Below are 13906 nucleotides of genomic sequence, written 5' to 3'. Positions count from 1 at the left end.
GGCGGTCGTCGTCGGCTCGGCCCTGGGGTCACAGGGCACGATGCTCGACACCTACGACACCCTGCGGACGAAGGGGCCCGAGGCGGTCTCCCCGTACGCCGTCCCGATGTTCCTGGGCAACAGCGCGGCCGCCCAGGTCGGCCTCGCCGTCGGGGCCCGAGCCGGGGTGCACACTCCGGTGAGCGCCTGCGCGAGCGGCGCCGAGGCCGTACTGCTCGGACTGGAGGCCATCCGCTCCGGGCGGGCCAAGGTCGTACTGGCCGGCGGGACCGACGCCAACCTCAACGCCCTGACCATCGCCTCCTTCGCCGCGATGAACGCCCTCTCCCGCCGCAACGACGAACCCCGGCTCGCCTCCCGGCCGTTCGCCAAGGACCGGGACGGCTTCGTCCTCGGCGAGGGCGCGGGCATCGTCGTCCTGGAGGACGCCGAGGCCGCCCGCTCCCGCGGAGCCCGCGTCTACTGCGAGGTCATCGGCGGCGGCGTCTCGTCCGACAGCCACCACATCGCCCGGCCGCCCGCCGACGGCTCCGGGCTGCTGGAGGCGATGAGGCTGGCCCTGCTCGACGCCCGCCTGGATCCCACCGACCTCGACCTGATCAACGCACACGCCACCTCGACCCCGCAGGGCGACGAGGCCGAGGCCCGCGCCATCCGTCACCTGCTCGGCGCACGCACCGGCCGGATTGCCGTGAGCGCCACCAAGTCCGGTACCGGTCACCTGCTGGGCGGGGCCGGAGCGGTCGAGACCGTCATCACCGCACTGTCGCTCCACCACCGACTCGTCCCGCCGGTGGCCAACACCGACGACGGGCCGGAAGCCCTCGAACTCGGGCTGGTGCGCCACACCCCGGCGAGGCTGCCCGACGGTCCGCTGGCCGCCCTCAACAACTCCCTCGGCTTCGGCGGCCACAACGTGGTCGTCGCACTCTCCGCATCCGGTACGGGCGGTGGACGGACCCGTCCATGACGGCCCCCCGCACCGCCGTCCTCTTTCCCGGTGTCGGCTCCTGCGTCGCGGGCTCGTTGCGCGGACTGCGCGACCGCCCCGCCGTCCGGGCCACGCTGGGCGAGATCGACGCGGCCCTGCCCGATGACCTCCCTGGCCGCCCCGTCTCCGACCTGCTCCTGTCCCCGGCCGGGGACGGACCTCCCGACCACGAACTCCTGCTCCAACTGGCCGCACTGGCGCAGAACCTCGCGGTGTTCCGCCTCCTGGAGGACGAGCACCGCCTCCGGCCGCAGGTGCTGATGGGTCACAGCCTCGGCGAACTCACCGCCATAGCGGCCGCCGGAGTCATCACCGCGGCGGACGCGACCGCCCTGCTGCTCGCCTGCGACCGGGCGCGGACCGCACACGGAACACCGCCCGGCGCACTCCTGGCCCTCAGGCTTCCGGTCGAAGAGGCACTCTCCCTGCTGGCCGGACTCCCTCTTCCGGAGGTGGTGACGGCCTGCTCCAACGGTCCTGCCCAGACCGTGTTCTCCGGACCACTGGACAGCGTCACCGCCTTCGCCGAGTTGGCCGGACTCCGTCGCATCACCCACGCGCTGCTGCCGACCCGGATGCTCTTCCACCACCCCCTGCTCGCCCCGGTCGCCACTGCGGTCCGCCGCAGCGCGAATCGGATCCCGTTCCACCGTCCTCGCTTCCCGGTGCACTCACCCCTGCGAGGCCGCACCCACCACGGTGCCGAGGAGTTCCGCGACGCCGTGGTCCACCACCTCGTCCACCCCGTACCGTTCGGCACGGCGGTCGCGCGACTGTACGGCTCCGGGGTCCGCGTCTTCCTCGAGGCCGCCCCCCGCTCCGTCCTGACCCCGCTCGCCAGGTCCGTCGTCCGCGACGCCGTCGCAGTGGTACCGGTACGTGCCGGCGGGACCAGCGCCCAGGCCGGCGAGGCACTCGCCGCCCATGGCCTGACGGTGGCTGACCTCGCGTCAGCCGGGCCGCCGTCGCCGGCCCCGCGCCGCAGCACGCCGATCCCCTCGGAAGGCACAGCCCTGTGTACACACGTTTCGAGTCCATCGGCACCTACCTCCCGCCGACCGCGGTGAGCAGCGCCCATATCGTCGGCGCCCTCGCCCGTCCCCTCCCGTTGGACCTCGCGGCCCTGACCGGCATCGCCGAACGCCGGGTTCGCGACCGGCGGCCGGGGACCGGCGAGGATTCGCTCGCCCTGGCCGTGCGGGCCGCTCTGGACTGCCTGGCCTCCTCGCGCCACCGGGCCGAGGACCTCGACGTGGTGATCTCCGCCTCCATCACCCGCTACCGCGGTGAGCGGATGCAGTGGGAGCCCGCCCTCGCCCTGGAGGTCTGCCGGGAGATCGGGGCGGTACGGGCGCTGTACTTCGACGTCTCCAACGCCTGTGCCGGAATGATGACCGGCGTGTCGGTGCTCGACCACCTGATCCGGTCGGGCCAGGTGCGCAACGGTCTGGTGGTCAGCGGGGAGTGCGCCACGACCGTGGCCGAGACCGCCCAGCGCGAGATCACCGGGCTCCGCGACCCCAGGCTGGCCTCACTGACCGTCGGCGACGCCGGGGCGGCCGTGGTGATGGACCTCGCCGAGCCCGGCGCCCCCGACCGCGTCCACTACGCCCAGCTGATGACCAGCGCCCGGTTCGCCCGGCTCTGCACGGCCAGGCCCAGTGACCTGGCGCCGGGGATGACCATGCACACCGACAGCGCGGAGCTGCACGGCAACGACGTGGTCGGCCAGTGGCCCGCCCTGTACCGCAACCTCCTCGACCGGCTCGGGCTCGCCTTCGATGACGAGCGGTTCGACTTCCTGATCCCGCATCAGGTCAGCTCCGGCTTCGTCGAACGGGTCAGACAGGCGGGCGAACGCGAACTCGGCCCGATGCCACCGATGCTGACGGTCCTGGACCGCTACGGCAACACAGCCTCCACCTCCCTGTTCGTGACGCTCCACGACCACCTGCGCGGCCGCGCCGGAACCGGCCCGGCCAAGTACCTCGTCGTGGTCTCCGCCTCCGGCGTGGTCATGGGCGTCGTCTCGGTCACCGTCTCCCCGGCAGCGGTGCGGGCCGGCCTCGCCGGCGCGACCGGCGCCGCGGTGGTGGTCTGAGGTGGGCGCCCTGATCCGCTCGGCAGCCGTCAGCACCGACCCGACCGTCCGGTCCGCCGTCGACCACGCCCGGATCGCCGCCCAGGCCTGCCTCGACCGGGCCGGTGTCGGCCGGACCGAGGTCGACCTGGTGGTCAACGTCGGCGTCTACCGGGACGAGAACCTGATCGAACCGGCCGTGGCCGCCCTGGTCCAGAGCGACCTGGGCATCAACCCCGACTACGCCCGCGACGCTGCCACCGCGCCGACGCTCTCCTTCGACCTGCTCAACGGAGCCTGCGGCCTGGTCAACGCCGTCCAGGTCGCGCAGGCCTTCCTGACGGCCGGTCAGGCCCGCAACGTCCTGGTCACCGCCGCCGACGCCCACCCCTCGGGGGCGGACGAGAGGCCCGTCACGTTCCCGTACGACGCCACCGGCGCGGCCCTGCTGCTCACCCGGGGCGAGGACCCCCGGGCGGGTTTCGGTCCGGTCACCGCCACTCCGCCGGCCGCCGGCCCGCCGGTCGTCGAGGGCTACAGCGAGCTGGCGCCGGCGCACGGGCGCGCACGGCACGAGGTCGTCCTCCGGGCCGCCCCGGACGCCACCGACCGGCTGGCCGAGCAGGCCGCCCTGCTCGCCCGCTCCTACGCCGCCCGGCACGACCTCGACCTCCGCCGGACCCGGCTGCTGGTCTCGCGCACCACCCCCGGCCTGGCGGAGGCGGTGGTACGACGCCTCGGCCTCCCGACCCCGCGCCGCACACCGTCCTCCCTCCCCGCGCCGGCCGCGCACACCGCCTCACTGATCGCCGACTACCTGGAGGCCACCGCGGCCGGACGGCCGTCCACCCTGCTGTTCCTCGCCGTCGGGGCCGGCCCCTCGGCCGCCTGTACGGCCTATCGCCCGGCCGCCCCGATCCACCCCGGACAAGGACCACGATGACCGCTCACCCCTCCCCCGCCGACCGGACGGTCGCCGTCATCACCGGCGGAAGCTCCGGCATCGGGCTCGCCCTGGCCACCCGGCTCACCGACCGGGGCGGCACCGTGGTCCTGGTGGGCCGCAGCCGGGAACGCCTGGAGACCGCCGCCGGCCTGCTGCACGCCCGGGGCCGGGGCCGGGTCGCCACCGCGACCGCGGACGTGGCCGACGCGGCGGCCCTCGCCGGGATCTGCGACCGGACGGCCGACGAGCACGGCCGGATCGACCTGATGGTCAACAACGCCGGCGTCCCCGTCACCGGCAGCTTCCAGGAGCTCGGCATCGACCACTGGAACCGCTCGATCGAGACCAATCTCAAGGGCGTGGTCCACGGAGTGGCCGCCTGCTACCCCCTGATGGTGCGTCAGGGGCACGGACACATCGTCAACATGTCCTCCCTGGCCGGGCTCATCCACCCCCCGCTACTCGCTCCCTACGCCGCGGCCAAGGCCGCCGTCGTCTCCCTGACCCTCGCCCTGCGCGCCGAGGCGGCCCCCCACGGGGTCCGGGCCACCGTGGCCTGCCCCGGCTTCGTGGACACCCCGTTCCTCGACCGGACCAACCCCGGACTCCCGGCGACCGGCTTCTCGGACAACTCCCGCGAGGAGATCCGGCGTTTCCTCACGCCGCTGTCCGACGCCGACACCATCGCCCGGCGGATCCTCCGGGCGGTGGACCGCAACCGGGCGGTCGTCACCGGCTCCGCCGTGTCCCGCGCGGCCTGGTGCCTGACCCGGTACGCCCCGCCCGCGGCAGCGGTGCTCCGGGAGGCACGGGCCCGCCGGTACCGTGGGCACCCGGCCCCGCTCCACCGTTGACACCCCGTCGGAACAGGAGACCGCCCGTGCACCCGTCCGCCCCCGGCGGGCAACCGCCCCGCATCCCCCCGGTGTCCCGCGCCGTCTGGGCGGAGGTGGCCGCGACCCTGCCGATCACCCTGCCCGGTCCGGCCGACGAACCACTGACGGTCTTCACCGTCCTGGCCCGGCACCCCGAACTGTTCCGGCAGTGGGTGGGATTCGCGGGCACCCTGCTGCTGGCCGGCACCCTGCCGGCCCGGGCCCGGGAACTGGCGGTCCTGCGCACCGCGCACCTGCGGTCCTGCACCTACGAGTGGGGCCACCACGTACCGGTGGCCCTCGCCGCCGGACTGCCCGAGGGCGCCGTCGCGGCGGTCGCTTCCCGCCTGACGGACTGGGACTGGGCCCCCGAGGACCTCCTGGTCCTCCGTGCCGCGGACGAACTCCACGACCGGGGTGAGCTCACCGACCCGACCTGGGACGGACTGCGGGAGCTCTACGACGACCGGCAGCTGATCGAACTCGTCATGCTCATCGGCCAGTACACGATGCTCGCCTTCACCCTCCGCACCCTCCGGGTACGGCCGGAGCACTGAGCGGGGCCCGGACCACCAGTGGTCCGGGCCCCGCTCCGTGACGCTCGGTCAGGACAGCGGCGTGCACCCCGGCGCCGGGGCGTTCGGGTGCTGGCCGTCGTAGCGGAGCACCGTCCGCTGGAACGCCCCGGTCAGGTTCTCCCAGAAGCGGGAGGCGGTCATCGGCGCACGGACCGACTGCTGGAGCTCCTGGAGCTCGCCGCAGGCCAGCTTGGCCCGGGCCGCCGCGGTGGCGTCGGGGTTGAGGCCGGGGACCTTGTCGAGCGCGGCGTCGGCGGCCGCGTAGTCGGCCACCAGCCACTCCATCGGGACGAGCTTCTCGTGCCCGGCCCGGACCCGCTGGCCCATCGCGGCGTGCGCGCCCAGCGGATACGCCAGCCCGGCCGGGTCGATCACCAGGGCGTCCAGCGGGATCGCCGCGCCGACCGCCCCGAGACCGCCCTGGGTCACCGCGTACCTGACCGGTGTCGGGTAGTCGAGCTTGACCGGCACCCGGTACTGGCCGCCGGCGGCGTCCGGGAACCAGAGCTGCAGGCTCGGCGCCGCGTCCGTCGGGGCGAGCCGGAAGGTCTCCCCGAAGCCGGCCTGGTCCTTGATGTGGACTGCGGTGGTGTCGGGGTGGGCGCTGCCCGTGTACTTCTGGGTCCAGGCCCGCTCGTTGGACACGCCCCAGGTGTTCCACATCGCGTCCACCCGCAGGGCCACCAGGCAGGTCGCGGCCCAGGCGGCCAGTCCGCCGGCCAGCACCAGGCCGGCCCGGCGGACGTGCACCAGCATGGTGGGCAGCAGCAGGGTGAAGAGCGCCGGCAGCAGCATCCGCGCGTGCATGAAGTCGCCGCCGACCCGGACCACGTAGATGGTCATCAACACGCCGCCGGCCAGCGTCATCCACCGCAGGGCCCCCTCGCCGCCGCCCTCGCGGACCCGCTCGCCCTTCGGCGCGACCATCGCCAGCAGCCGGGTCAGCAGCACCGGCAGCCAGAGGTAGTAGGTGTCGGCGAAGTCCTGGAGGTAGGCCAGGCCGCGCGGGACGTCGGCCGAGCCGGCCTCCTTGGCCACCGCCGGCAGCGGCGACAGCAGCCCGTAGTAGCCCATCCGGAACACCTGGTAGGCCAGCGGGACGGCCCAGGCGAGCGCCAGGAGCAGCGTCAGCCGGGGCCAGGACGGCCTGCCGCGCCAGATCAGCCAGGACATCCAGACCACGCTGATCAGCAGCAGGTCCGGCCGCACCAGCCAGCCGAGCCCGGTGACGACGTACGCGAGCGCCTCGGCCCTCCGCCCACCGGTGGGCACCCGGGTCAGCGCGTACCAGCAGAGGCCGAGCCAGCCGAAGACCAGTCCGCTCTCCAGCGCCGAGGTGGCGAAGTCCCAGAACGGCGGCAGCACGGCGACGATCAGCGCGCCGGCCGGCAGGGCGAAGGAGCCGGCCGGGGCGGTCCCGATCAGCCGCCGCGCCCCGAGCAGCGCGCCGAGCAGGCCGAGGACGGTGCAGACCAGACCCGTCCACACCGCCAGCAGGCCCAGGTCGACCGGCAGCACGTACCGCAGCGCCGCGAGCAGGTAGGTCCAGAGCGTCGAGGTGTTGGTCTCGGCCCGTTCGCCGACGTTGAACACCGGCCCGTTGCCCGCCATGAGCTGACGCACCGTCCGGGTGACGATCAGTCCGTCGTCGGCCATCCAACGGTGCCGGTAGGCGCCGACCGCGAGCAGCGCGCACGGAAGGACGACGGCGGCCGCCTCCGTGAGCCGGGTGGTCCGCCACCGTCCCCCCGGCTCCTCGGGCGGGCTCTCCGGTCTGCTCAGCTGATCCGTATTCGACCGGCTATCGGAGATGATGGTCACCGAAGGCTCCAAAGAATAGTGAAAGGCACGTGGCCGCCAGGAGCCGACTTTCCGGAATTCACCTCCGGGGGCTCTCGGTGCAGGATTCTACGAGCGCCACCGGAAGGGCACGGATGTCGACGCGCCGCCCCGGCTCCCGGCGAATTTGACATAAGGAATGTCGTCCGATTTTTCAGCGACCGTGGACGGCGCACCCGTACACCGCGGTCCAGACCAGCGCGGTGATCAGCAGCGGCCGGTCGCGGAGGATGACGTCCTCCGGGGCACCGGCGGTGCCGTGGTCGGCGAACACCCCGTACCGCAGGACGCCGATCAGGAACGGGGCGATGGAGAGCTCCCGCCACGGCAGCACGGCCGGATGGGTCACCGCGGTGGCGGCCGGGTACCCGGTCGCCCAGAGGCAGTAGCTCAGCATGGTGGCGCCGGCCGCCAGCTGCCAGACGAAGCGCAGGTAACCGACCGAGTAGTCGGCCAGCAGCTCCCGGGTGGCACCGGCCCGGTCCGCCATCAGCTTGAGCTCGGAGTACCGCTTGGCCGACACCACGAACAGGGCGCCGAAGCTCGTCGTGATCAGGAACCACCCGGAGATCGGCACCCCGATCGCCAGTCCGCCGACCAGCGCCCGCACCAGGAACCCGGAGGAGACCACCACGAGGTCGACCACCAGGAGGTGCTTGAAGGTGGTGCAGTAGACGGCCTGGACCACCAGGTAGGCGGCGACCGCCGCCGTGGCCATGGCGTTCAGCGCCAGGTACGAGCCCACCAGTGCGGTGCACGCGAGCACGGCGGCGGCGGCGAACGCCAGCGCCACCGGAACGGTCCCGGCGGCGATCGGACGGCGGCACTTCGCCGGGTGCGCCCGGTCCGCCTCGACGTCGAGCGCGTCGTTCAGCAGGTAGACCGCGCCCGCCGCCGCCGTGAACAGGACGAAGACCAGGAGGAGCCGGGACGGGTTCCCCGACGCGGTGAGCTGGCCAGCCGCGGCCGGCGCCGCCAGGACCAGGAGGTTCTTCGCCCACTGGCGCGGCCGCACGGTCCGGAGCAGTCCGACCGCCACGGAGGCCGCTGTCCGCCCGGCCGCCACGGGCTGAGCGCCTGCGGGGCGGGGCACCCTGGGCGACGGGTTGGGCACCAGGTCGCCGACGGCCACGGTCCGGTCAGCCACGGGTCACCCCCTCCGCGGTCCAGCGGCGGCCGAGTCCGCCGACGGCCGCCCCGAGCACCACCCCCGCCGTGACGTGCTCGCCGCACCAGGAGGGTCCGCGGGCCGCCCTCACCACCGGCTCCCCACCGGTCGCCACGAAGACCGTGTGGAACGGACGGGCGTCGTATCCCCGCTCCACCGACTTGTCCGCCATCAGCACATTACCTTCCGACACACGATTCGTTGTCCAGAGCGTTCAGGAATTCAGGGAAAGCGCCGCGACCCGTCCTCCGGCGAGAGAATGGAGATCAGGAAAATATGATGAGTAGCGACTTTTCCAGTCGCTACGCCATTCGGTCGGAAGGCATTCTCGCTTCGCCTCGTCAGCAGTCAGCGACGCTAGCGTAGGAGCCATGTCACGCTCCCCAGGCACTACGCCGACTCCTTTGCATTCCCCACTCCTGGAGCAGTCGGCCCCGCCACCACCCCCCCGGCCTCGCCAGTCCGAGGAGGCCCCGACCGCCTTGCTGTCCGGCTGGGGACGCACCGCGCCCTCACCCGCACGGGTGGTCATCCCGGGCCGCGTCGAGCAGATCCGGGCCGCCGTGTCGGCGGCAGGCCCCCGGGGGATCCTGGCCCGCGGTCTCGGCCGCGCCTACGGCGACGCCGCGCAGAACGCCGGCGGGTCGGTCCTCGACATGACCGCCTGCGCGGCGATCCGCTCCTTCGACGTACCGAACGGCCTCATCACCGCGGACGCCGGCCTGAGCCTCCATCAACTGATGCGCGCGGTACTGCCGTTCGGCTGGTTCCCGCCCGTCACGCCCGGGACCCGGATGGTCACGCTGGGCGGGGCGGTGGCCGCCGACGTGCACGGCAAGAACCACCACGTCAGCGGTGGGTTCACCAACCACGTCACCGAGTTCGACCTGGTCACCGCCGACGGCGCCCTCAGCACCGTGCTCCCCGGGTCGGAGCTCTTCGCCGCCACCGCCGGCGGGATGGGCCTGACCGGCGTGATCACCTCGGTCACCCTCCGGCTGCTGCCCGTGCGGTCCTCCCTGATGACCGTCGACACCGAACGGGTCGGCCATCTGGACGTCCTGATGGACCGTCTGAAGTCCGGCGACCACCACTACCGCTACTCCGTGGCCTGGATCGACCTGCTGGCCAGGGGCTCGGCGATGGGGCGGGCGGTGATCACCCGCGGCGACCACGCACCGGCCGAGGCACTGCCGCCGGCGGCCCGGCGTGACCCGCTGCTGTTCCGTCCGTCCTCCCTGCCCGGGGCCCCGCACCTGCCCGGCGGTCTGTTGCGCCCCAGCACGGTGCGGGCGTTCAACCAGCTCTGGTACCGCAAGGCCCCGCGCTTCCGCAGGGACGAGCTCCAGACCATCTCCACCTTCTTCCACCCCTTGGACGGCCTGCCCGACTGGAACCGCATCTACGGACCGGCCGGCTTCCTCCAGTACCAGTTCGTGGTGGCGGACGGCCAGGAGGAGACGCTGCGCAGGATCGTGGAGCGGATCAGCCGCGCGAGCTGCCCCACCTTCCTGGCCGTCCTCAAGCGCTTCGGTCCGGCCGGACCGGGGTGGCTGTCGTTCCCGGTGCCCGGCTGGACGCTCGCCCTCGACCTCCCCACCCGCACGCCCGGGCTGAACGCGCTGCTCGACGAGCTCGACAGCTGGGTGGCGGAGGCCGGAGGCCGGGTCTACCTGGCCAAGGACTCCCGCCTCAGGCCCGCGACCCTGCGGGCCATGTACCCCCGGCTGGACGACTTCCGGAGCCTGCGCCGTGCGCTCGACCCGAACGGCGTCTTCACCTCCGACCTCGCCCGTCGGCTGGCCCTGTGAACCGCCCGGCCGCCATCCGGACCCCTCTTCCCCGTCCCCGTACCCAGTCAGGCCACCAGCTCATGAAGAACGCCCTCGGCGACACCCAGTCCCTGCTCATCCTCGGCGGCTCCTCCGAGATCGCCCTCGCCACCGCCCGCCTTCTGGTCGGCCGCCGCACCGACCGGGTCTACCTGGCCGGACGCCCCTCCCCCGAGCTGACCGCCGCCGCCGCCGAGCTGGCGGACCGGGGGGCCATCGTCAGTGAGATCGCCTTCGACGCCACCGACTACGAGGACCACGAGAGCGCGCTCGGCAAGGTCTTCGCCGAGACCGACGTCGACGTGGTGCTGCTCGCCTTCGGCCTGCTCGGAGACCAACTCCGGGACGAGGAGGACCCGTTGGCCGCGACCCGGGTCGCCGAGGTCAACTACGTCGGAGCGGTCTCCGCCGGCCTGGTCTGCGCCCGGCAGCTGCGGCGGCAGGGCCACGGGACCCTGGTGGTGCTCTCCTCGGTGGCCGCGGAACGGGCCCGGCGCGCCAACTTCATCTACGGCTCCGCCAAGGCCGGGCTCGACGCCTTCGCCCAGGGCCTCGGCGACGCGCTGCACGGCTCGGGGGCCCGGGTGATGGTGGTCCGCCCCGGATTCGTCCGCACCCGGATGACGGCGGGCATGAAGCCGGCCCCGTTCGCCACCACCGCCGACGCCGTGGCCACCGCCACCGTGCAGGGGCTGCTGCACGGTGCCTCCACCGTCTGGGCCCCCTCCGTCCTGCGGGTCGTGATGTCGGTGCTGCGCCACCTGCCGCGGCCGCTCTTCCGGCGGCTCCCGGGCTGACCCGGACGGCAGCCGGGGCCGGCCTCCGCCGCACTCAGGGCGTCCGGCCCCGGCCCAGTACCTCGATCTCGTCGGTCAGCGCCCAGGAGCCGATGCCGTTCCCGGTGACCGTGGCCCGGACGTACCGGGCCGTCACCGGGACCGGCAGGTCCAGGCGGTAGTCCTGGACCAGCGGCCGGTGCGGGACGGCCGGGCGCTCGACCCGTCCCACCGTGGTCCACGGCGCACCGTCGCCCGCGCTCACCGCGTACTCGACCGCGGTCGGCAGGAAGATCCCGGTGTCGCGCGCCTGGAGCCAGCCGGTCGACAGGGCGCCGACCGACCTGCCCGCCGGCGCGTCGGCCCCGAGGTCGACCGTCACCGACCACTGGGCCGGGTCGTCGTCGAGCAGGTCGGCACCGACCCAGGCCGGGTCGAAGGGGTCGAGCGGGCCGTGCAGCCCGTCGGTCAGGCGGGAGCCGTCGTCCGGGTGGTTGGCCTGGCCCCACCCCTCGATGAGGTAGGGACGCCGCACGGCCAGGTCCGCGAGCTCCTCGCGCTCGGGGACCACCACCGACGACGCCCCGCTCGCCGTGGTGCCGCCGAAGGCGTCGAAGGCCTCCACCCGGTAGGAGTGGGTGGCCGAGGCCAGTTGACGGTCCGTGAACCCACGGGCCTTCGGCTCGCGGAGGATCTCCACCAGTTCCCGGTCGCGCCAGATCCGGTACCCGGCCACACCACCGGGTGCCTTGCTGGTCGCGGCGTCCCAGTACAGCCGCACCGTGCCGTGCCCGGCGGCGACGGAGCGCAGCCCGCCGCGGAACGCCGGCGGCGGAGACGCGGCCTCGCCCCGGGTCCAGGAGGCGTAGGCGAGGTAGGTCGAGTTGGCCGCCGGGTACGTGATCCTGGCCGGATCGGTCGGCAGCAGGTGGTTCGCCGCGAAGGTCAGGTAGCGGGAAGCCCTGCTCGCGCACAGGTTCTCGGCGAGGGTCCGGATCGGCAGGTCGTCGCCGTCGAAGGGGTCGTAGGTCTCGGCGTCGTTCCAGATCGCGACGGGCAGGTCGGCGAGCCCTTCGGAGGCCGCCGCGAACAGCCGGCCGATGTCGGCCGGCGAGCGCCCGGTGCCGCCGCCGTCCTGGATCGCGATCGCGTCGATCGCCGGGGCGGTCCGGGTCAGGACGCCGTGCCAGAGCGCGGTCCAGGTGCGCAGCCCCTCCTCGGTCAACTCGCCTCCGTAGAACGGGGCGATGAGGACGGGCAGCGGCGCGCCGGGGGCCGAGAGGGCCTTCACCGAGGTGGCCACCCCGCGCACGTACTCCTCGAAGGCGGCCAGGTACTCCGGGGTGGTCCAGAGCGGGGCCTGCACCTCCGGCCAGAGGTACCACCCGGCCAGCAGCCCCGGGTACCGGCTGCCGTAGAGGTTCCACAGGTCGGCCGCCACCCGCCGGGAGTTCTCGGCCTCGGTGACCAACCAGCCCGGGTCGGACGGCCGCTGACGCCACCACAGCTTCTCGTTCGCGGTCAGGCCGAGGTGGATGCGGACCGGATGCCGCCCCGGCTCCCGTCCGACCAGGTCCGCCGCCCGGAAGAGGTTGTCGAGTTCCACCGAGCCGTCGGGGGCGCTGACGGTCTTCCAGCCGAGGCTCGACCCGGGGTAGTAGACGAGCCGTGAGGTGCTGTCGGCCGCCCACTGCACGTAGACCTCGTTCATCCCCACATCGTCCAGCGCCCGCAGCTGCGCCACCCAGTCCTCCGCGGTCCAGGAGGACGCGAGGCTCGGCACCACGTAGGTGCCGGTCGGCACGGGCGCCGGAGCCCCGTTCGGGCACCTGGGCCCTGAGGCTCCGGCCGCGTGCACCTGGGCGGACGGCACCAGCATCGCGAGGGCTGCGAGGAACGCGAGGACCGGTCGGTTGGGTTGGATCACCGGACCGACCCTAGCCGTGCGTCCACCGACGGACGCGCCGCCACACCGCCCCCGCACACCGTGCTCGACGCAGGGTCGGCAGCCGTCCTACTGCGGCGGGCCGACCCCGGCGGCCGGTGCACGACGCCCCGGCCGAGTGGAGGTCAACCGCTCTCGGCGACCGGGTCCGACCGTCGGCGCCGACGACGCCCGCGCAGCAGGAACACGCCCCCGGCCACGGCAACCGCAGCTGCCGCGCCGGCCATCATCGGGAGCCGGGACGGTGCGGCTCCGCCCCTTCCTCCGTCCTCCGGAGCCCAGGCGACCTGGCTGGAGGCGCAACCGGCAAGCGGCTGCCCCGGGTCCGTGCGCACGCAGGCGGTGGTCACGAGCTTGTCGCCGCCGGTGGTCCGCTCCCCGACCTTGGTGGTCAGGGTGAGGGTGACCTCGCGCCGGGGAGGCAGTTCGGCGGTCCAGGTGACCTGGGTGGCGTCGATCCGGCCGCCCTCCCCCACCGAACCGGCCTGGAGCGTGGCCGGCAGCATCTGGTAGACCTCGGCCGCCGCGATCGGCCGGTCGCTCTCGTTGCGGACCCGCACCGTGTAGTCGAGGGTGCCGCCGGCCCGTGCCTGCCCGCCGCCCGCGTCGATCGACACCAGCACCGGTGCGGTCGCCGGTGCCGCCGCCGGCGGGGGTGCCGGCGTCTCGGCGGAGGCGGCCCCGCACCACACGGCCGCCGGTAGGGCGACGACGGCCAGGGACGCCGTCCGCCGTCGGCTGGAACTCACCAATACCTCGACCTCCTGGAGCATGCGCCGCACGGAACGTGCTGACGGACCGTCAGTGACTCTGCCCGGGTGACAGGCGCTCCGGCCCGTCCGGCCGTTCGTGCCGCGCGCCGGTCATCCGTCCGGG

General features: G+C 73.8%; 13 protein-coding genes. 8 read left to right on the top strand and 5 right to left on the bottom strand.

Annotation, left to right across the window (positions count from 1 at the left end):
- The 6 genes from ABD946_RS40470 to ABD946_RS40445 all read left to right on the top strand — a co-directional run.
- Positions 1-970, top strand: a 970-nt coding sequence (locus tag ABD946_RS40470) for a beta-ketoacyl-[acyl-carrier-protein] synthase family protein (protein ID WP_345290717.1), incomplete at its 5' end; no start/stop codon positions are given.
- The gene (locus ABD946_RS40465) at positions 967-2058 is read left to right on the top strand and encodes an ACP S-malonyltransferase (RefSeq protein ID WP_345290716.1); all 1092 of its coding nucleotides are present in this window, start codon (positions 967-969) and stop codon (positions 2056-2058) included. The genes ABD946_RS40470 and ABD946_RS40465, both read left to right, overlap by 4 nt.
- A complete protein-coding gene (locus tag ABD946_RS40460; RefSeq protein ID WP_345290720.1) occupies positions 2055-3092 on the top strand; it encodes a 3-oxoacyl-ACP synthase III family protein in 1038 nt (345 codons plus the stop codon). Before ABD946_RS40465 ends, ABD946_RS40460 begins: the two co-directional genes overlap by 4 nt.
- A gap of 1 nt (position 3093) precedes the next feature.
- Positions 3094-4014, top strand: coding sequence for a hypothetical protein (locus tag ABD946_RS40455; RefSeq protein WP_345290715.1), 921 nt, complete (start codon positions 3094-3096; stop codon positions 4012-4014).
- Positions 4011-4871 (top strand): SDR family NAD(P)-dependent oxidoreductase, encoded by an 861-nt coding sequence (locus tag ABD946_RS40450; protein WP_345290714.1) that lies wholly within the window; start codon positions 4011-4013, stop codon positions 4869-4871. Before ABD946_RS40455 ends, ABD946_RS40450 begins: the two co-directional genes overlap by 4 nt.
- A gap of 71 nt (positions 4872-4942) precedes the next feature.
- On the top strand, positions 4943-5449 hold the full coding sequence (locus tag ABD946_RS40445; protein ID WP_345290713.1) for a carboxymuconolactone decarboxylase family protein: 507 nt from the start codon (positions 4943-4945) through the stop codon (positions 5447-5449).
- 48 nt (positions 5450-5497) lie between these two features.
- Here ABD946_RS40445 and ABD946_RS40440 read toward each other — a convergent pair whose 3' ends face one another.
- The 3 genes from ABD946_RS40440 to ABD946_RS40430 form a co-directional block, all read right to left on the bottom strand.
- Complete coding sequence (locus ABD946_RS40440; protein ID WP_345290712.1) at positions 5498-7291, bottom strand: arabinofuranosyltransferase AftB family protein; 1794 nt, start codon at positions 7289-7291, stop codon at positions 5498-5500.
- 172 nt (positions 7292-7463) lie between these two features.
- On the bottom strand, positions 7464-8456 hold the full coding sequence (locus tag ABD946_RS40435; RefSeq protein WP_345290711.1) for a decaprenyl-phosphate phosphoribosyltransferase: 993 nt from the start codon (positions 8454-8456) through the stop codon (positions 7464-7466).
- Positions 8449-8649, bottom strand: a complete 201-nt coding sequence (locus ABD946_RS40430) for a hypothetical protein (protein WP_345290710.1) — start codon at positions 8647-8649, stop codon at positions 8449-8451. Before ABD946_RS40430 ends, ABD946_RS40435 begins: the two co-directional genes overlap by 8 nt.
- 310 nt (positions 8650-8959) lie before the next feature.
- Between ABD946_RS40430 and dprE1 the strand changes: the two genes are divergently transcribed.
- Both dprE1 and dprE2 read left to right on the top strand, forming a co-directional pair.
- Entirely contained in the window at positions 8960-10288 is a 1329-nt protein-coding gene (gene dprE1, locus ABD946_RS40425) for a decaprenylphosphoryl-beta-D-ribose oxidase (RefSeq protein ID WP_345290709.1), read from the top strand.
- Positions 10289-10350: 62 nt separating this feature from the next.
- Positions 10351-11106 carry a decaprenylphospho-beta-D-erythro-pentofuranosid-2-ulose 2-reductase gene (gene dprE2, locus ABD946_RS40420; protein ID WP_345290708.1) on the top strand — a complete coding sequence of 252 codons (756 nt, stop codon included), beginning with the start codon at positions 10351-10353 and terminating at the stop codon, positions 11104-11106.
- Between the two features lie 34 nt (positions 11107-11140).
- On the opposite strand, the gene ABD946_RS40415 is transcribed toward dprE2, so the two are convergent.
- Positions 11141-13012: a DUF4434 domain-containing protein gene (locus ABD946_RS40415; RefSeq protein WP_345290707.1), complete on the bottom strand. Its 1872-nt coding sequence runs from the start codon at positions 13010-13012 to the stop codon at positions 11141-11143.
- 143 nt (positions 13013-13155) lie between these two features.
- Positions 13156-13779: a hypothetical protein gene (locus tag ABD946_RS40410; protein WP_345290706.1), complete on the bottom strand. Its 624-nt coding sequence runs from the start codon at positions 13777-13779 to the stop codon at positions 13156-13158.
- Between the last annotated feature and the right edge of the window lie 127 nt (positions 13780-13906).

This window comes from Kitasatospora albolonga (genome assembly GCF_039535905.1).
Lineage (GTDB): Bacteria > Actinomycetota > Actinomycetes > Streptomycetales > Streptomycetaceae > Kitasatospora > Kitasatospora albolonga.
The sequence above is the reverse complement of the archived record's forward strand: the minus strand, read 5'-3'. Positions and strand labels throughout refer to the sequence as shown.

What these genes read in the sequence shown, in the direction of transcription:
- ABD946_RS40465 (WP_345290716.1), top strand. Translation starts at nt 967, where the DNA reads ATGACGGCCCCCCGCACCGCCGTCCTCTTTCCCGGTGTCGGCTCCTGC.
- ABD946_RS40450 (WP_345290714.1), top strand. Translation starts at nt 4,011, where the DNA reads ATGACCGCTCACCCCTCCCCCGCCGACCGGACGGTCGCCGTCATCACC.
- ABD946_RS40430 (WP_345290710.1), bottom strand. Translation starts at nt 8,649, where the DNA reads ATGGCGGACAAGTCGGTGGAGCGGGGATACGACGCCCGTCCGTTCCAC.
- dprE2 (WP_345290708.1), top strand. Translation starts at nt 10,351, where the DNA reads ATGAAGAACGCCCTCGGCGACACCCAGTCCCTGCTCATCCTCGGCGGC.